We start from the raw sequence: 18519 nt of genomic DNA on the forward strand, positions 1-18519 counted from the left end.
CGATGTGAGCCCATCGGTGCAAATTTCCTCAGAAATTGTCTGATCGGACTTGTTCGGCGTACAAGTGTACGCTATTGTGCGACTCGAAACTTACTATAGTGCGACTTACAGAGGTATTGAATGAAACGTGCAGTGATTACTGGCCTGGGCATCGTTTCCAGCATCGGTAATAACCAGCAGGAAGTCCTGGCATCTCTGCGTGAAGGACGCTCCGGGATCACTTTCTCTGAAGAGTTTAAAGATTCGGGAATGCGTAGCCACGTATGGGGTAACGTCAAACTGGACACCACCGGTTTGATCGACCGTAAAGTGGTTCGTTTCATGAACGATGCCTCTATTTACGCCTATCTTTCCATGCAGGAAGCGATCGCTGACGCTGGCCTGAGCGAAGACGTTTATCAGAACAACCCGCGTGTGGGTCTGATTGCCGGTTCCGGCGGTTCGTCTAAAGCGCAGGTATTCGGTGCGGACGCCATGCGTAGCCCGCGCGGCCTGAAAGCGGTAGGTCCATACGTTGTGACCAAAGCCATGGGTTCAGCGGTTTCTGCCTGCCTGGCGACACCGTTCAAAATTCACGGTGTGAACTACTCCATCAGCTCCGCCTGTGCGACTTCCGCGCACTGTATCGGTAACGCGGTTGAGCAAATCCAGCTGGGCAAACAGGACATCGTGTTTGCTGGCGGCGGTGAAGAGCTGGGCTGGGAAATGGCCTGTGAGTTCGACGCAATGGGTGCACTGTCCACCAAATACAACGAGACGCCAGATAAAGCGTCCCGTACCTATGACGCACACCGCGACGGTTTCGTTATCGCGGGCGGCGGCGGTATGGTTGTGGTTGAAGAGCTGGAACATGCTCTGGCTCGCGGCGCTCACATCTACGCTGAGATCGTGGGTTACGGCGCAACGTCCGACGGTGCTGACATGGTTGCTCCATCCGGCGAAGGCGCAGTGCGCTGCATGAAGATGGCGATGCACGGCGTTGATACCCCAATCGACTACCTGAACTCCCACGGTACCTCTACTCCAGTTGGCGACGTGAAAGAACTGGGTGCGATCCGCGAAGTCTTTGCGGATAAGAGCCCGGCGATCTCTGCAACCAAAGCCATGACCGGTCACTCTCTGGGTGCGGCTGGCGTGCAGGAAGCGATCTACTCTCTGCTGATGCTCGAACACGGCTTTATCGCGCCAAGCATCAACGTGGAAGAGCTGGATGAGCAGGCTGCTGGTCTGAACATCGTAACCAAACCAACGGATGCGACGCTGACGACCGTTATGTCTAACAGCTTCGGTTTCGGCGGTACCAACGCCACGCTGGTAATGCGTAAGCTGAAAGCATAAGCGTTTGAATGTATAGTAGAAGGGAGCCTGATGGCTCCTTTTTTTATGCCTGAATTCGGAGTTATGCATGACGGACACTACATCAGATATAAACGCCACGTCCGGGAACACCTCGCTGTTCCGCATCGCTTTTGCGGTATTTCTTACCTACATGACCGTCGGCCTGCCGCTGCCGGTGATCCCGCTGTTTGTTCACCAGGAGTTAGGCTATGGCAATACCCTGGTTGGCATCGCCGTGGGTATTCAGTTTTTAGCGACGGTGTTAACGCGTGGCTATGCCGGACGCCTGGCGGATCAGCACGGTGCAAAACGGTCAGCTTTGCAGGGCATGTTTGCCTGCGGTCTGGCGGGCGGCGCACGGCTGCTGGCCGCGCTGCTGCCGGTAGACGCCGTGTATAAATTTGCGCTGCTGGTGGTGGGGCGTTTAATCCTTGGATTCGGTGAAAGTCAGCTGCTGACCGGGACCCTGACCTGGGGGATGGGGCTGGTTGGCCCTGCGCGTTCGGGAAAGGTCATGTCCTGGAACGGGATGGCCATCTACGGGGCCCTGGCAGCGGGTGCTCCGCTGGGTCTGCTGATCCACAGCCAGTTTGGTTTTGCGGTACTGGCGGGTACCACCATGGTGCTGCCGCTGCTGGCGTGGGCATTTAATGGTTCGGTGCGAAAAGTCCCGGCCCATAAAGGCGAACGCCCATCCCTGTGGAGCGTCGTCGGTCAAATCTGGCAGCCTGGTCTCGGCCTGGCGCTACAGGGCGTTGGCTTCGCGGTGATTGGTACCTTCGTCTCCCTGTACTTTATGAGCCGTGGCTGGGCAATGGCGGGCTTTACGCTCACCGCGTTTGGCGGCGCGTTCGTACTGATGCGCGTGTTTTTTGGCTGGATGCCGGATCGCTTAGGCGGCGTGAAGGTGGCGGTGGCCTCGCTGGTTATTGAGACCATTGGTCTGCTGCTGCTCTGGCAGGCACCCAATGCCTACGTTGCGCTGCTGGGGGCGGCGCTGACCGGCTGCGGTTGCTCGCTGATCTTCCCGGCGCTGGGCGTTGAGGTGGTGAAACGCGTGGCCCCGCAGGTTCGCGGCACGGCGCTCGGTGGGTATGCCGCGTTTCAGGATATCTCCTACGGGGTTACTGCGCCGCTGGCGGGGCTGTTGGCGACATCCTTTGGCTATCCGTCCGTATTTCTTGCCGGGGCCGTTTCAGCGGTGGTGGGAATTGTGGTGACGCTGGTGGCGTTTCGCAGATCGTAGTTTTGTGCCCGGTGGCGCTTCGCTTACCGGGCCTACAACCGTACGAACCGTAGGCCGGGTAAGGCGCAGCCGCCACCCGGCAGTTTTAAGCAACCAGCCAGAAAATCGCCAGCGCAATCAGCAGCGCAATGAACATCAGCCCCGGACGGGCGGACAGCGTTTTGAAAGTTTCCACGACGGGCGCAAACAGCGGACTGTAAATCGGCTGAATGTTCCGTGCTTCAGGAATGCCGCCTTCGCGCTCGGCGCGACGAACAAAGATCTGATTCAATATATCCTGCACCTGCGCGGTGGTCAGCACCGTTTGCGGCGTGGCCTGCCAGGTCTGCTGGGCATAATCCCGCACAGCCTCAAACTCGTGCGGTTCGAGCGGCTGCTTCAGTGCTGCCTGAACCGTGTGCAGGGTCGGGGTAGTTTGCGTGCTGAGCGTCTGGCGCGCCTGCAGCCAGGTGACCAGATGCGTAAATTGTCTGGCCGGGATCAACTCGCCGCTTTTCACGTCGGACAGCTCCAGCATGGATTGCCAGATGAGCTTTGTCGACTCGCCGGTGGCGGCGGCCAGTTTGGTCACCATCTGATTAAGCGTGTTGTGCTCAGCAGGCAGCAGCGGGCGTTCGGTCGCCGGGCGCAGCTGAGGCTGTGGAATCGACAGCTGATTGGTTTGCAGCAGCGTCAGCACCGTTTTGAGCTGATCGGGCGTGAGCTGGCTCAGGGCAGTCTGGCCATACCGTTGGCGAATAAAATCACTGACCGCCTGGCGATTGTTCCCCTGGCCCAGTAGCTCGGTCAACTGCGACACAATCTGTCGAGTGGTATGATTTTGTTGCGCAGCGTTGATTCGCTGGTTCAGGTTCTGCTCGGCGGCAGGGAAGTGACGCGACTGCAGCGGTACGTCGTTCTTCACGCCCAGGTCATGCTTCACCCCGGCCCAGACTTCCGCGTTTTGTTGCGACGTCAGCGCAATCAGGCGCGTGATCAGTCGCTCCAGCACGGTGCGCTGTTGCGTGGAGAGCGGCTGTTCGCCTGCGACACTCGGCGGCGTTAAGGGGCCTTCACCCGGAGGGCGCGGCGGCGTACCTGAAATAGGCTGCATCGTCGGAATCCTTAAAGTCAAAACTCAGCGTTAACCCGGCGGACATATATGCCTGGCGGCGAGATTATGGCACACTTGGCAGGTTTTCTTCCTCTCAAACAGGTACTCAGACGTGAAAATCCTCGTTGATGAAAATATGCCTTACGCCCGCGAGCTGTTTAGCCGCCTTGGCGATGTTAAGGCTGTCCCTGGTCGCCCGATTCCGGTGAACGAACTGGATGATGCCGATGCCCTGATGGTGCGCTCGGTGACCAAAGTAAATGAGACGTTGCTCTCCGGCAAAACGGTGAAATTTGTCGGGACCGCAACGGCAGGGACCGATCATGTGGATGACAAGTGGCTCAAGCAGGCGGGGATCGGTTTTTCCGCCGCGCCGGGCTGTAACGCCATTGCCGTTGTGGAATACGTTTTCTCCTCGCTGCTGATGCTGGCCGAGCGCGATGGTTTTGCGCTGAAAGACCGCACCGTGGGGATTGTCGGCGTGGGCAACGTGGGCGGTCGCCTGCAAAAGCGTTTTGAAGCATTAGGGATCCGCACACTGCTGTGCGACCCGCCGCGCAAAGATAACGGCGATGAAGGCGACTTCCGCTCGCTGGATGAGCTGGTTGAACAGTGTGATGTGATCACCTTCCACACGCCGCTGTTTAAAGAGGGGCCCTATAAGTCTCTTCATATGGCCGATGAAACGCTGATCCGCCGTCTGAAGGCTGGCACTATTCTGATAAATGCCTGCCGTGGCCCGGTCGTGGACAACGCCGCGCTTCTGACATGTCTGAACGAAGGACAAAACCTCAGCGTGGTGCTGGACGTCTGGGAACCCGAGCCGGAACTCAACGTTGAGCTACTCAACAAGGTGGACGTGGGCACCGCGCATATCGCTGGCTACACGCTTGAAGGCAAAGCGCGCGGCACGACGCAGGTGTTTGAAGCATACAGCGCCTTTATCGGTCATCCGCAGCAGGTAGCGCTGGATACCTTACTCCCCGCGCCAGAATTTGGTCGCATCACTCTGCACGGCCCGCTCGATCAGGCAACGCTGAAAAGGCTGGTGCATTTGGTGTATGATGTGCGCCGCGATGACGCGCTGCTGCGTAAATCAGCGGGTTTGCCGGGTGAGTTTGATAAGCTGCGCAAAAACTATGTTGAGCGCCGTGAATGGTCTTCCCTGTATGTGATGTGCGACGATGCGTCGGCGGCGACGCTGCTGCATAAACTCGGGTTTAACGCCGTACATCACCCGGCACGTTAATGTCTTCTTAATGCTCCCTGTCGGATACTCCGACAGGGACGCTTTTTTATTTCTGGAGTAAACCACCATGTCTGAAGGCTGGAACATTGCCATTTTAGGTGCCACGGGTGCCGTGGGCGAAGCCCTGCTCGAAACCCTTGCTGAGCGTCAGTTCCCGGTGGGCGACATCTATGCGCTGGCGCGTACCGACAGCGCAGGTGAGCATCTGCGTTTTAACGGTAAATCCGTCATGGTCCAGGACGCGGCAGCGTTTGACTGGACGCAGGCGCAACTGGCATTTTTCGCCGCGGGCGCTGAAGCGACTGCTGCGTACGTTGAAGAGGCGACTAACGCAGGCTGCCTGGTGATCGACCTGAGCGGCCTGTTCTCAATGGAGTCGGATGTGCCGCTGGTGGTGCCGGACGTGAACCCGTTTGTGCTGGCTGACTACCGCAACCGCAACGTCATCGCGGTACCGAACAGCCTGACCAGCCAGCTGTTGACTGCGCTGAAACCGCTGATCGACGACGGCGGCCTGTCTCGTATTAATGTGACCAGTCTGCTGTCGGCCTCCGCTAACGGTAAAAAAGCGGTCGATGCGCTGGCCGGACAGAGTGCCAAGCTGCTGAACGGTATTCCGATTGATGAAGATGATTTCTTTGGTCGCCAGCTGGCGTTCAACATGCTGCCACTGCTGCCGGATCGTGAAGGCTCCGTGCGCGAAGAGCGTCGAATCGTCGATGAAGTACGCAAAGTGCTGCAGGATGAAGGGCTGATGATCTCCGCCAACGTTGTGCAGTCGCCTGTCTTCTACGGCCACGCGCAGATGGTTGGCTTTGAAGCCCTGCGCCCGCTGGCGGCGGAAGAAGCGCGCGATGCGTTTAGCCGCGGTGAAGATATCGTGCTTTCTGAAGAGAGTGAATTCCCGACCCAGGTGGGCGATGCCACCGGTAGCGCGCATCTTTCCGTTGGCTGCGTGCGCAACGATTACGGCATGCCGGAGCAGGTTCAGTTCTGGTCCGTTGCCGATAACGTACGCTTTGGCGGCGCGCTGATGGCAGTTAAAATCGCCGAGAAGCTGGTGCAGGAGTACCTGTACTGATGTCAGAAGTGGAACAAAAGCCGGTCCATAGAATTGCTCTCGGCATTGAGTACGATGGCAGTAAATATTATGGCTGGCAGCGTCAGAACGAAGTGCGCAGCGTTCAGGAAAAGCTGGAGAAAGCGCTTTCTCAGGTAGCGAATGAGCCGATTAACGTCTTATGCGCAGGCCGAACCGACGCCGGTGTTCACGGCACAGGGCAGGTAGTGCACTTTGAACCCACCGCCGTGCGCAAGGATGCTGCCTGGACGCTGGGTGTAAATGCGAATTTACCTGGTGACATTGCCGTGCGTTGGGTGAAAGCTGTGCCGGATGATTTTCATGCGCGTTTCAGCGCCACTGCGCGCCGTTACCGCTACGTCATCTACAACCAGCGTCTGCGTCCGGCAGTGTTAAGCCAGGGCGTGACGCATTTTTATGAGCCGCTTGATGCAGAACGTATGCAGCGTGCGGCGCAGTGTCTGATTGGAGAAAATGACTTTACGTCGTTTCGTGCGGTGCAGTGTCAGTCCCGTACGCCGTGGCGTAACGTCATGCACATTAACGTCAGTCGTTATGGCGCGTATGTGGTGGTCGATATCAAAGCCAATGCCTTTGTACATCATATGGTGCGGAATATTGTTGGCAGCCTGATGGAAGTGGGTGCCGGACACCAGCCGGAGAGCTGGATTGCAGAACTGCTGGCAGCGAAGGACAGAACGCTTGCGGCAGCAACGGCGAAAGCGGAAGGGCTGTATCTGGTCTCGGTGGATTATCCGGATCGGTTTGACCTGCCAAAACCGCCAATGGGCCCGCTGTTTTTAGCGGACTAAACAAAGGTGCAATTAAGGCTTAGACAATATGGACGTAATACGTTTTCTGATTGATTTCATTCTGCATATTGATGTTCACCTGGCGGAACTGGTCGCGCAGTATGGCGTCTGGGTATATGCCATTCTGTTCCTGATCTTGTTCTGTGAAACCGGTCTGGTGGTGACGCCGTTCCTGCCCGGAGATTCGCTGCTGTTTGTGGCCGGTGCGTTGTCCGCTCTGCCGACCAATGACCTGAATGTCCATCTAATGGTTGTGCTGATGATCATCGCCGCCATTGTGGGAGATGCGGTCAATTACACCATCGGGCGCGTGTTTGGAGAACGGTTATTCAGTAATCCGGATTCCAAAATTTTCCGCCGCAGCTATTTAGATAAAACGCATGCCTTCTACGAGCGTCACGGCGGCAAAACCATTATTCTTGCCCGTTTTGTCCCCATCGTTCGTACCTTTGCACCGTTTGTGGCAGGAATGGGGCATATGTCCTATCGTCATTTTGCGATGTATAACGTTGTCGGTGCGCTGCTGTGGGTACTGCTCTTTACTTACGCAGGCTACCTGTTTGGCGATCTGCCAGTGGTTCAGGAAAACCTTAAGTTGCTGATTGTAGCGATTATTGTGCTTTCCGTACTGCCGGGCGTTATCGAAATCATCCGTCACAAACGGGCGGCAGCTAAACAAGCGAAGTAAATGCACGCTGGCGGTTCGACCACTTTTTTATCCAAAGTTTCGGGCTGTTATGTTTTAATGTGCAACATTCATGGTCTGTTGGAGGCAAAAATGGCATTATTCGCCTCTTATAGCAAAACTGGCATACGACCAGGTTCAGGCAGAAAGGTTATCAATGAGCTGGATTGAACGAATTAAAAGCAACATTACCCCAACGCGTAAAGCGAGCATTCCTGAAGGGGTATGGACGAAGTGTGATAGCTGCGGCCAGGTTCTGTATCGTGCAGAACTGGAACGCAATCTTGAAGTGTGTCCGAAATGTGACCACCACATGCGTATGTCGGCGCGCAACCGCCTGCATAGCCTGCTGGACGAAGGTTCTCTGGTAGAACTGGGCAGCGAACTTGAGCCAAAAGACGTGCTGAAGTTCCGCGATTCCAAAAAATATAAAGATCGTCTGGCCTCTGCACAGAAAGAGACCGGCGAGAAAGACGCGCTGATCGTCATGAAGGGCACCCTGCATGAGATGCCGGTTGTTGCCGCCGCATTTGAGTTCTCCTTTATGGGCGGCTCAATGGGCTCTGTGGTCGGTGCGCGCTTCGTGCGTGCCGTTGAGCAGGCGCTGGAAGACAACTGCCCGCTGATCTGCTTCTCCGCTTCAGGTGGTGCACGTATGCAGGAAGCGCTGATGTCCCTGATGCAGATGGCGAAAACCTCTGCAGCGCTGGCGAAAATGCAGGAGCGCGGTCTGCCGTACATTTCTGTACTGACCGACCCAACCATGGGCGGCGTTTCTGCAAGCTTCGCGATGCTGGGCGATCTGAACATCGCTGAGCCAAAAGCGCTGATTGGCTTTGCCGGTCCTCGCGTTATCGAACAAACCGTACGTGAAAAACTGCCGCCGGGCTTCCAGCGCAGTGAGTTCCTCATCGAGAAAGGCGCTATCGACATGATCGTTCGCCGCCCGGAAATGCGCCTGAAACTGGCAAGCGTCCTGGCGAAGCTGATGAATCTACCCGCGCCGAACCCGGATGAGCCACGCGAAGGCGTGATCGTACCGGATCAGGAACCCGAGGCCTGATAACTGAAAAGGGCAGGGCCGGTTGGCGCTGCCCTTTTGCTTTCTAATCTGTTAATGACAACCGGGCATTATGGAAAATAAAAGCATTCCCCAAGCCACGTCGCCCCTGGCCGCGTGGCTTTCTTATCTGGAAAACCTGCACAGTAAAACCATCGATATGGGGCTTGAACGCGTAAGCCAGGTCGCTGCGCGTCTTGATGTGCTCAAACCGGCTCCGTTCGTGTTCACCGTCGCGGGCACCAACGGGAAGGGCACAACCTGCCGCACGCTGGAATCTGTCCTGATGGCGGCGGGTTACAAGGTAGGTGTTTACAGCTCTCCACACCTGGTGCGCTACACCGAGCGGGTGCGCGTGCAGAACCGCGAACTGCCGGAATCTGCCCATACGGCGTCATTCGCGGAAATTGAAGCTGCACGCGGTGAGATCTCATTAACCTATTTTGAATACGGTACGCTTTCAGCGCTGTGGCTGTTCAAACAGGCGCAGCTTGACGTGGTAATTCTGGAAGTTGGGCTCGGTGGTCGTCTTGACGCCACCAATATGGTGGATGCGGATGTCGCCGTCGTCACCAGCATCGCGCTGGATCATACCGACTGGCTGGGGCCAGACCGTGAAAGCATAGGCCGTGAAAAGGCCGGTATCTTCCGGGCGAATAAGCCCGCCATAGTCGGCGAGCCGGACATGCCGCATACCATCGCCGACGTGGCGAATGAGAAGGGCGCTCATTTAATGCGCCGCGACGTGGACTGGCGCTATGAGGTTCAGGACAACGGCTGGCGCTTTAGCGATGCGCAGGGTGCGCTGGACGACCTGCCGCTGCCGCAGGTACCGCAGCCGAACGCCGCCACCGCACTGGCGGCACTGCGTGCCAGTGGATTGACGGTGAGCGAGCAGGCGATCCGCGACGGTATCCAGAACGCGATCCTGCCGGGGCGTTTCCAGATTGTCAGCGAGTCGCCGCGTCTTATTCTGGACGTGGCCCACAACCCGCACGCGGCGGCGTATTTGGCAGGACGTCTCAAATCGTTACCAAAAACCGGGCGCGTGTTGGCGGTTATCGGTATGCTTCATGATAAAGATATCGGCGGGACGCCGGCCTGCATGGAGAGTGTGGTCGATAGCTGGTATTGTGCTCCTCTGGAGGGGCCGCGTGGCGCGACGGCTGAGCAGTTGATGGAACATCTCGGCACAGGCGCAATCTATAGTAGCGTGGCTCAGGCCTGGCATGCTGCGATGGCGGATGCTAAACCAGAAGATACCGTGCTGGTGTGTGGTTCATTCCACACGGTGGCACATGTCATGGAAGTGATGGACGCGGGGAGAACCGGTGGCGAGTAAGTTTCAGAACCGTTTAACAGGAACCATTGTGCTGGTCGCGCTCGGAGTGATTATTCTTCCGGGACTGCTCGACGGGCAGAAAAAGCATTATCAGGACGAATTTGCGGCCATTCCGCTGGTGCCGAAACCGGGCGATCGCGATGAGCCAGACATGCTGCCCGCCGCGACGCAGGCGCTACCTGCTCAGCCGCCAGAGGGTGCGGCAGAAGAGGTGCGCGCAGGCGATGCTGCTGCACCATCGCTCGATCCTTCTCGCCTGGCTGCGAATAACAATATCGAAATCGATCCGGTGCCGGTGGAACAGCCTAAGGCTGTTGAGAAACCGAAGCCTGTCGAGAAACCGCAGCCGAAGCCGCAGCGGGATAAAGCGACAGAGCAGCTGGCTGCAACGTCAGAAACCCCACCACCGGCGAAACAAGACGCGGCACCGACCGGTAAAGCCTACGTTGTTCAGCTTGGCGCATTGAAAAACGCCGATAAAGTCAACGAGGTGGTGAGTAAACTGCGCGGTGCGGGATACCGTGTTTACACTTCACCTTCCACGCCGGTGCAGGGTAAAATTACCCGTATCCTGGTGGGGCCTGAAGCGTCGAAAGACAAGCTGAAAGGGTCACTGGGTGAGCTGAAGCAGATCTCCGGGCTGAGCGGTGTGGTGATGAACTACAGCGCGAACTGACACGATCTTGCCCCTCACCTTAACCCTCTCCCCAACGGGGGGAGGGCTGGGGTGAGGGGGAACAGACGTCCACAGAGGCGTCAAAAGGCCCATGGCGTTGAGCGTTTTTTCAGCGCCTTTTTTATTTACGCGCGGGAAGGAAATCCCTACGCAAACGTTTTCTTTTTCTGTTAGAATTCGCCCCGAACTGGATGACAGGGCGTTAAATCGTGGGACACATATGGTCTGGATTGATTACGCCATCATTGCGGTGATTGGTTTTTCCTGTCTGGTTAGCCTGATCCGTGGCTTTGTTCGTGAAGCGTTATCGCTGGTGACATGGGGTTGTGCTTTCTTTGTTGCCAGTCATTACTACACTTACCTGTCTGTCTGGTTCACGGGCTTTGAAGATGAACTGGTCCGAAACGGAATCGCCATCGCGGTGCTGTTTATCGCGACGCTGATTGTTGGCGCTATCGTCAATTACGTGATAGGTCAGCTGGTCGAGAAAACCGGTCTGTCAGGAACGGACAGGGTGCTCGGGATCTGTTTCGGCGCGTTGCGAGGCGTGCTGATTGTGGCCGCGATACTGTTCTTCCTGGATACCTTCACCGGGTTCTCCAAAAGCGAAGACTGGCAGAAATCGCAGCTCATTCCAGAGTTCAGCTTCATCATCAGATGGTTCTTTGACTATCTGCAAAGCTCGTCGAGTTTTTTGCCCAGGGCATAAACCCTGAGATGTGGCTTAACGAGGAAAAGACGAATGTGCGGTATTGTCGGTATCGCCGGTTTCATGCCGGTAAACCAGTCGATTTATGACGCGTTAACGGTGCTTCAGCACCGTGGGCAGGATGCTGCGGGTATCATCACCATTGATGCAAACAACTGCTTCCGTTTACGCAAGGCGAATGGCCTGGTAAACGATGTGTTTGAAGCCCGCCATATGCAGCGTCTGCAAGGTAATATGGGGATCGGTCACGTTCGTTATCCTACTGCTGGCAGTTCCAGCGCCTCTGAGGCACAGCCTTTCTACGTCAACTCACCGTATGGCATCACCCTTGCTCATAACGGCAACCTGACCAACGCGCACGAGCTGCGTAAAAAGCTGTTCGAAGAGAAACGTCGCCACATTAACACCACCTCTGATTCTGAAATCCTGCTCAATGTGTTCGCCAGCGAGCTGGATAACTTCCGTCACTACCCGCTGGAAGCAGACAACATCTTTGCTGCCATTGCCGCAACAAATCGTCAGATCCGCGGCGCGTATGCCTGCGTGGCGATGATTATCGGTCACGGCATGGTCGCCTTCCGCGATCCAAACGGCATTCGTCCTCTGGTGCTTGGCAAACGTGAGCTCGGCGATGGTCGTACGGAGTATATGGTCGCCTCTGAAAGCGTGGCGCTGGACACGCTGGGCTTTGAATTCCTGCGTGACGTTGCGCCCGGTGAAGCGGTCTACATCACTGAGAAGGGCCAGCTGTTTACCCGCCAGTGTGCTGACAATCCGGTCAGCAACCCGTGCCTGTTCGAATACGTTTACTTCGCCCGTCCGGATTCCTTCATCGACAAGATTTCCGTCTACAGCGCGCGCGTGAACATGGGTACGAAGCTCGGCGAGAAGATTGCCCGCGAGTGGGACGATCTCGATATCGACGTCGTGATCCCTATCCCGGAAACCTCCTGCGATATCGCGCTGGAAATCGCGCGTATTCTGGATAAGCCTTACCGCCAGGGCTTCGTGAAGAACCGCTACGTTGGCCGCACCTTTATCATGCCGGGCCAGCATCTGCGCCGTAAGTCCGTACGTCGTAAGCTGAACGCCAACCGCGCCGAGTTCCGCGACAAGAATGTACTGCTGGTGGATGATTCCATCGTTCGCGGTACGACGTCTGAACAGATTATCGAAATGGCACGCGAAGCCGGTGCGAAGAAAGTGTACCTGGCGTCTGCGGCGCCAGAAATTCGCTTCCCGAACGTGTACGGCATCGACATGCCAACCGCGACGGAGCTGATCGCTCACGGTCGTGAAGTGGACGAAATTCGCCAGATTATCGGTGCTGACGGCCTGATTTTCCAGGATCTGAACGATCTGATCGACGCGGTGCGTGCCGAGAACCCGGACATTCAGCAGTTCGAATGCTCAGTGTTTAACGGCGTGTACGTGACTAAAGACGTTGACCAGCAGTATCTCGACTACCTGGATTCCCTGCGTAACGACGATGCGAAAGCCGTCCAGCTGCAGAACGATCTTGAGAGCTTAGAGATGCACAACGAAGGTTGATGTTTCTGCAGGTGAGGGCAGACGCCCTCACTTGCAACTCCCCGCAAAATCCTGCACAGTCTGCCCTGAATCAGTAAGGGCAAAAATCATGAAACGACTCATTATTGGGATCAGCGGTGCCAGTGGCGCGATTTACGGCGTACGTCTGTTGCAGGTGCTGCGTGACGTAGCGGATGTGGAAACCCATCTGGTGATGAGCCAGGCGGCGCGCCAGACCCTCTCCCTTGAAACCGACCTTTCCCTGCGTGATGTTCAGGCGCTGGCGGATGTCGTCCACGATGCCCGCGATATCGCGGCCAGTATCTCTTCAGGCTCGTTTAAAACGGCGGGTATGGTTATCCTGCCCTGTTCAATAAAAACGCTCTCCGGCATTGTGAACAGCTATACCGATACCCTGGTGACGCGTGCGGCGGATGTGGTGCTGAAAGAGCGTCGTCCTCTGGTACTCTGCGTGCGGGAAACACCGCTGCATCTGGGGCATCTACGCTTAATGACGCAGGCGGCTGAACTTGGGGCTGTCATCATGCCACCGGTCCCCGCGTTCTACCATCGCCCGCAAACGCTGGATGACATCATCAACCAGACCGTTAACCGCGTGTTGGATCAGTTTGATATTGACCTGCCGGAAGACCTCTTCACCCGCTGGCAGGGGGCCTGAATTTGTGCACAAACAAGGTGCATGAAAAGACAAGTTGCCCTGTTTCAGGGCAATTATGCAACGGCGATCATATCCTCGACATTTAATTCGTTTTTTCCCTTCTTCCCTCTCCGGTTCGTTCGGCAGACCTGCTATCTTTCACCACTAAGGCAATATCGCAACGTTTTATTAACATATTTAACGTCGAATTTTTGACCAGACGGGAATGTGGCATAAGACCTGCAAGAGAAGCCTGCAACACAACACACTACACAATACATAATAAAATCACGGTACTTGAGGGTAAATGTATGAAGAAGACGGTTCTGGCTCTGTCTTTGCTCGTGGGGTTAAGTGCAGCAGCAGGTAGCTATGCAGCACTGCCACAGACGGTTCGTATCGGTACAGACGCAACCTACGCGCCATTCTCTTCCAGGGATGCGAAAGGCGATTTCGTGGGGTTTGATATCGATCTGGGAAATGAAATGTGCAAACGCATTGCGGTGAAATGCACATGGGTGGGCAGCGACTTTGACGCATTGATCCCGTCGCTGAAAGCCAAAAAAATCGACGCCATTATCTCTTCTCTCTCCATCACCGAAAAACGTCAGCAGGAGATCGCCTTCTCTGACAAGCTCTACGCTGCGGATTCTCGTCTGATTGCCGCCAAAGGCTCCCCGATTCAACCAACCATCGACTCGCTGAAAGGCAAGCATGTCGGCGTGCTTCAGGGATCGACGCAGGAAGGTTTTGCTAATGCCAACTGGCGTGAGAAGGGCGTAGATGTGGTGGCTTACCAGAACCAGGATCTGATTTACTCTGACCTGGCAGCAGGCCGTCTGGATGCCGCATTCCAGGATGAAGTCGCCGCGAGCGAAGGCTTCCTGAAGCAGCCAGCCGGTAAAGAGTACGCCTTTGCGGGCCCGTCCGTGAAAGACAAAAAATACTTTGGTGACGGCACAGGTATCGGCCTGCGTAAGGACGATACCGAGCTGAAAGCCGCCTTTGACAAAGCCTTCGCTGAGCTGCGTAAAGACGGTACCTATGACAAACTGGCGAAGAAATACTTCGACTTCAACGTCTACGGTGACTGACGCATAACGGTGATGCACTGACCTGGTGCGTCGCTGGTGTGGGTGATCCGATATGGTGCAGCTTGTGCACCATATTGGGTCGTCGTGTGCATACTTACGCATTTATAATGCAAAAAATCCCGCCCCAAAGGCATTATTCTTTGCCTGACAGCGTGGATTAATGGCACATTAACCGCACCCCGTCGTCGTAAAAAACCGTATGAAGACAGTTTGTTGAGGATAGATATGAAAAAACTCGTGTTGTCACTCTCTCTGGTACTGGCCTTTTCCAGCGCCACCGCGGCTTTCGCAGCCGTTCCGCAAAAAATTCGTATTGGTACTGACCCTACCTATGCCCCCTTTGAATCGAAAAATGCGAAGGGTGAACTGGTGGGTTTTGACATCGATCTGGCCAATGAGCTGTGCAAACGTATTAAAGCGCAATGTACCTACGTTGAGAACCCGCTGGATGCCCTGATCCCGTCGCTGAAAGCGAAAAAAATCGACGTCATCATGTCCTCTCTTTCCATCACTGAAAAACGCCAGCAGGAGATTGCCTTCACCGACAAACTCTACGCAGCGGATTCTCGTCTGGTGGTGGCTAAGTCTTCAGACATTCAGCCTACCCTTGAGTCGCTGAAGGGCAAACGCGTCGGCGTGCTGCAGGGCACCACGCAGGAAACCTACGGCAACGAACACTGGGCGCCGAAGGGGATCGAAATCGTCTCTTATCAGGGCCAGGAAAATATCTACGCAGACCTGACGGCAGGCCGAATTGATGCGGCATTCCAGGATGAAGTCGCGGCAAGCGAAGGCTTCCTGAAAACGCCGGTGGGTAAAGATTACAAATTTGGCGGCCCGTCCATTAAGGACGTGAAGCTGTTTGGTGTGGGCACCGGTATGGGCCTGCGCAAAGAAGACAACGAGCTGCGTGAAGCGCTGAACAAAGCCTTCGCCGAAATGCGTGCTGATGGCACCTATGACAAGCTGGCGAAAAAGTACTTTGATTTTAATGTTTACGGCGGCTAATCCCCCCCTCCAACAACGCGCGGCCCCCCCCACTCAGGGAGGGGAAAAGACACGGTTCCACCACTCACGACCCGACAGGGCACGCGGTATGCTGTACGGATTTTCTGGCGTTATTTTACAAGGCGCGCTTGTCACCCTTGAGCTGGCTATCAGCTCCGTGGTACTGGCGGTGCTGATAGGTCTGGCGGGCGCAGGGGCAAAGCTGTCGGCGAATAAACCCCTGGCGCTCATATTCGAAGGCTATACCACGCTTATTCGCGGCGTACCCGATCTGGCGCCGATGCTGCTGATCTTTTACGGTCTGCAGATCGCGCTGAACGGCATTACCGACGCCGTCGGCATGGAACAGATCGATATCGACCCGATGGTAGCCGGTATTATTACCCTCGGCTTTATCTACGGTGCTTACTTCACGGAAACCTTCCGTGGCGCTTACATGGCCGTCCCGAGAGGGCACATTGAAGCGGCAACCGCATTTGGTTTTACCTCCTCACAAACGTTTCGCCGGATCCTGTTCCCGGCCATGATGCGCTATGCGCTTCCGGGCATCGGAAACAACTGGCAGGTTATCCTCAAAGCGACAGCGCTGGTCTCGCTGCTTGGTCTGGAAGACGTCGTTAAAGCGACTCAGCTGGCGGGCAAGAGTACCTGGGAGCCCTTCTACTTTGCGGTAGTCTGTGGCGTGATTTATCTGGTGTTTACGACGGTCTCCAATGGTGTGCTGCTTCTGCTCGAGCGTCGCTACTCCGTGGGTGTGAAGAGGGCTGACCTGTGATTGAGATTATTCAGGAATACTGGAAATCCCTGCTGTGGACGGATGGCTACCGCTTTACCGGCGTGGCGATTACGCTCTGGCTGCTGATTTCTTCCGTGGTGATGGGCGGTATTCTGGCGGTGTTTCTCGCCATTGGCCGCGTGTCGAACAACAAATTTATCCAGTTCCCGATCTGGCTGTTCACCTATGTGTTTCGCGGTACGCCCCTGTACGTGCAACTGCTGGTGTTCTATTCGGGAATGTACACGCTGGAGATCGTGAAAGGCACAGAGATGCTCAATGCGTTCTTCCGCAGCGGTCTGAACTGTACGGTGCTGGCGTTGACGCTCAATACCTGCGCCTATACCACTGAGATCTTTGCGGGGGCGATCCGCTCTGTCCCTTACGGTGAAATCGAAGCGGCGCGGGCGTACGGCTTTTCGTCGGTGAAGCTCTATCGCTGCATCATTCTGCCGTCGGCGCTGCGCATTGCACTGCCTGCGTACAGCAACGAAGTGATTCTGATGCTGCACTCCACCGCGCTAGCCTTTACCGCGACGGTGCCGGACTTGCTCAAAATTGCGCGCGATATTAACTCCGCGACCTATCAGCCGTTTACTGCGTTTGGCATTGCGGCCGTGCTCTATTTAATTATCTCTTATGTTCTGATTAGCCTGTTCCGTAAGGCTGAAAAACGCTGGTTGCAGCATATAAAACCTTCGACGCACTGAGAAAGATGATGGCTGAGAACAAATTAAACGTTATTGATTTGCACAAACGCTACGGCGAACATGAAGTGCTGAAAGGGGTGTCGCTGCAGGCTAACGCAGGCGATGTGATCAGTATTATCGGCTCATCCGGTTCGGGTAAAAGTACCTTCCTGCGCTGCATAAACTTCCTCGAAAAGCCGAGCGAAGGCTCGATCGTGGTGAGCGGACAGAATATCAATCTGGTGCGCGATAAAGACGGCCAGCTGAAGGTGGCAGATAAGCATCAGTTGCGCCTGTTGCGTACGCGCCTGACGATGGTGTTCCAGCACTTCAACCTCTGGAGCCACATGACGGTGCTGGAGAACGTGATGGAAGCGCCGGTTCAGGTACTGGGGCTGAGCAAGCAGGAAGCCCGCGAACGCGCGGTGAAATACCTTGCGAAAGTGGGTATCGACGAGCGCCAGCAGATGAAGTACCCGGTGCATCTCTCCGGCGGTCAGCAGCAGCGTGTCTCCATCGCCCGCGCGCTGGCGATGGAGCCAGAAGTGCTGCTGTTCGACGAACCGACCTCCGCGCTGGACCCGGAACTCGTTGGCGAAGTGCTGCGCATCATGCAGAAACTGGCCGAAGAGGGCAAAACGATGGTGGTGGTGACGCACGAGATGGGCTTTGCCCGTAACGTCTCCAACCACGTTATTTTCCTGCATCAGGGGAAAATTGAAGAGCAGGGGCATCCGGATGAAGTGTTAGCGAACCCGCAAAGCCCGCGTTTGCAGCAGTTCCTGAAGGGATCGTTGAAGTAGGTTTTGCCCTTCTCCCTCTCCCTGTGGGAGAGGGTCGGGGTGAGGGCATCAGACAGCAGTGCAGCCCAATCGACCGCGTGTTCTCCCTCTCCCTGTGGGAGAGGGCCGGGGTGAGGGCATCAGACCGCACCACACTCCAGCCGATACACCCAGTCGTCATACCGTACGCCGTCAATCTCATACGCCTTTTCCAGCACCAGCGTCCGCACAAACCCCGCTTTCTCCAGTACCCGCACAGACCCGCCGTTGTCCGCCAGCACGTACGCGTTAATCGCTTTTACGCTGGTCTGGCTAAACGCATAGTCACATACCGCGCGCAGCGCCTCGCTGGCGATGCCTTTTCCCTGTGCGGCAGGCACAACCGTGTAGCCGATATCCGCCTCTTCACGGTTCTCAGGGCTGATTTGCAGGCCGATATCGCCCAGCGGCGTATCGTCATCCTGAAAACGAATCACGAAAACATGCTCCGCCATCAGGCGTGCGGCAAACACGCGTCGGGTCTCTTTTTCGGGTGCAATAGCGGCCATATAGCGCATGATGTCGCGGTTTTCGCGCAGCGAGCGGAAGAACGCCCAGTCAGAGGGTTCGAAAGGGGTGAGGTGAAGCCGGGGAGTAGTGATGGTTGCCATTGTTACGCCATTTCATCGGAACATGGCGTATCACTGTAACAT

The 18519-nt window shown here is 56.1% G+C and carries 19 protein-coding genes; 17 read left to right on the plus strand and 2 right to left on the minus strand.

Going from position 1 to position 18519, the window contains the following annotated elements:
• Window positions 1-120: 120 nt before the first annotated feature.
• Window positions 121-1338 (plus strand): beta-ketoacyl-ACP synthase I, encoded by a 1218-nt coding sequence (gene fabB, locus ENTMO_RS0116395; RefSeq protein ID WP_010433229.1) that lies wholly within the window; start codon window positions 121-123, stop codon window positions 1336-1338.
• 67 nt (window positions 1339-1405) lie between these two features.
• Window positions 1406-2584, plus strand: a complete 1179-nt coding sequence (locus ENTMO_RS0116400) for an MFS transporter (protein WP_010433230.1) — start codon at window positions 1406-1408, stop codon at window positions 2582-2584.
• 85 nt (window positions 2585-2669) lie between these two features.
• Here the strand turns inward: ENTMO_RS0116400 and flk are convergent, their stop codons facing one another.
• Window positions 2670-3677 (minus strand): flagella biosynthesis regulator Flk, encoded by a 1008-nt coding sequence (flk, locus tag ENTMO_RS0116405; RefSeq protein WP_010433232.1) that lies wholly within the window; start codon window positions 3675-3677, stop codon window positions 2670-2672.
• A 112-nt stretch (window positions 3678-3789) separates the two neighbouring features.
• On the opposite strand from flk, the gene pdxB reads away from it, so the two are divergent.
• From pdxB to hisP, 15 genes are all read left to right on the plus strand, one after another.
• The gene (gene pdxB, locus ENTMO_RS0116410) at window positions 3790-4926 is read left to right on the plus strand and encodes a 4-phosphoerythronate dehydrogenase PdxB (protein ID WP_010433234.1); all 1137 of its coding nucleotides are present in this window, start codon (window positions 3790-3792) and stop codon (window positions 4924-4926) included.
• A gap of 67 nt (window positions 4927-4993) precedes the next feature.
• Complete coding sequence (locus ENTMO_RS0116415) at window positions 4994-6007, plus strand: aspartate-semialdehyde dehydrogenase (RefSeq protein WP_010433236.1); 1014 nt, start codon at window positions 4994-4996, stop codon at window positions 6005-6007.
• On the plus strand, window positions 6007-6819 hold the full coding sequence (gene truA, locus ENTMO_RS0116420; RefSeq protein ID WP_010433237.1) for a tRNA pseudouridine(38-40) synthase TruA: 813 nt from the start codon (window positions 6007-6009) through the stop codon (window positions 6817-6819). Before ENTMO_RS0116415 ends, truA begins: the two co-directional genes overlap by 1 nt.
• Before the next feature lie 28 nt (window positions 6820-6847).
• Window positions 6848-7507, plus strand: a complete 660-nt coding sequence (locus tag ENTMO_RS0116425; RefSeq protein ID WP_003861406.1) for a DedA family protein — start codon at window positions 6848-6850, stop codon at window positions 7505-7507.
• Between the two features lie 154 nt (window positions 7508-7661).
• Window positions 7662-8567, plus strand: coding sequence for an acetyl-CoA carboxylase, carboxyltransferase subunit beta (accD, locus tag ENTMO_RS0116430; RefSeq protein WP_010433245.1), 906 nt, complete (start codon window positions 7662-7664; stop codon window positions 8565-8567).
• 70 nt (window positions 8568-8637) lie between these two features.
• A complete protein-coding gene (gene folC, locus ENTMO_RS0116435; protein ID WP_010433247.1) occupies window positions 8638-9906 on the plus strand; it encodes a bifunctional tetrahydrofolate synthase/dihydrofolate synthase in 1269 nt (422 codons plus the stop codon).
• A complete protein-coding gene (gene dedD / locus ENTMO_RS0116440) occupies window positions 9896-10582 on the plus strand; it encodes a cell division protein DedD (protein WP_010433250.1) in 687 nt (228 codons plus the stop codon). Before folC ends, dedD begins: the two co-directional genes overlap by 11 nt.
• A gap of 220 nt (window positions 10583-10802) precedes the next feature.
• Window positions 10803-11291 carry a colicin V production protein gene (gene cvpA / locus ENTMO_RS0116445; RefSeq protein ID WP_000262116.1) on the plus strand — a complete coding sequence of 163 codons (489 nt, stop codon included), beginning with the start codon at window positions 10803-10805 and terminating at the stop codon, window positions 11289-11291.
• Window positions 11292-11324: 33 nt separating this feature from the next.
• Complete coding sequence (gene purF, locus ENTMO_RS0116450; RefSeq protein WP_010433256.1) at window positions 11325-12842, plus strand: amidophosphoribosyltransferase; 1518 nt, start codon at window positions 11325-11327, stop codon at window positions 12840-12842.
• 88 nt (window positions 12843-12930) lie between these two features.
• On the plus strand, window positions 12931-13500 hold the full coding sequence (locus ENTMO_RS0116455; protein ID WP_010433259.1) for a UbiX family flavin prenyltransferase: 570 nt from the start codon (window positions 12931-12933) through the stop codon (window positions 13498-13500).
• Between the two features lie 290 nt (window positions 13501-13790).
• Window positions 13791-14573: a lysine/arginine/ornithine ABC transporter substrate-binding protein ArgT gene (argT, locus tag ENTMO_RS0116460; protein ID WP_010433261.1), complete on the plus strand. Its 783-nt coding sequence runs from the start codon at window positions 13791-13793 to the stop codon at window positions 14571-14573.
• A gap of 225 nt (window positions 14574-14798) precedes the next feature.
• Window positions 14799-15581 carry a histidine ABC transporter substrate-binding protein HisJ gene (gene hisJ / locus ENTMO_RS0116465; RefSeq protein WP_010433264.1) on the plus strand — a complete coding sequence of 261 codons (783 nt, stop codon included), beginning with the start codon at window positions 14799-14801 and terminating at the stop codon, window positions 15579-15581.
• Between the two features lie 88 nt (window positions 15582-15669).
• The gene (locus ENTMO_RS0116470) at window positions 15670-16356 is read left to right on the plus strand and encodes a histidine ABC transporter permease HisQ (protein WP_010433268.1); all 687 of its coding nucleotides are present in this window, start codon (window positions 15670-15672) and stop codon (window positions 16354-16356) included.
• Complete coding sequence (locus tag ENTMO_RS0116475) at window positions 16353-17066, plus strand: ABC transporter permease (protein WP_010433272.1); 714 nt, start codon at window positions 16353-16355, stop codon at window positions 17064-17066. The genes ENTMO_RS0116470 and ENTMO_RS0116475 overlap by 4 nt, the downstream gene beginning before the upstream one ends.
• 8 nt (window positions 17067-17074) lie before the next feature.
• On the plus strand, window positions 17075-17848 hold the full coding sequence (gene hisP / locus ENTMO_RS0116480; protein WP_010433274.1) for a histidine ABC transporter ATP-binding protein HisP: 774 nt from the start codon (window positions 17075-17077) through the stop codon (window positions 17846-17848).
• Window positions 17849-17967: 119 nt separating this feature from the next.
• On the opposite strand, the gene ENTMO_RS0116485 is transcribed toward hisP, so the two are convergent.
• Window positions 17968-18477: a GNAT family N-acetyltransferase gene (locus ENTMO_RS0116485; protein WP_010433276.1), complete on the minus strand. Its 510-nt coding sequence runs from the start codon at window positions 18475-18477 to the stop codon at window positions 17968-17970.
• Between the last annotated feature and the right edge of the window lie 42 nt (window positions 18478-18519).

Origin of the sequence: Enterobacter mori LMG 25706 (genome assembly GCF_000211415.1) — a bacterium.
GTDB classification, from domain to species: Bacteria; Pseudomonadota; Gammaproteobacteria; order Enterobacterales; family Enterobacteriaceae; genus Enterobacter; species Enterobacter mori.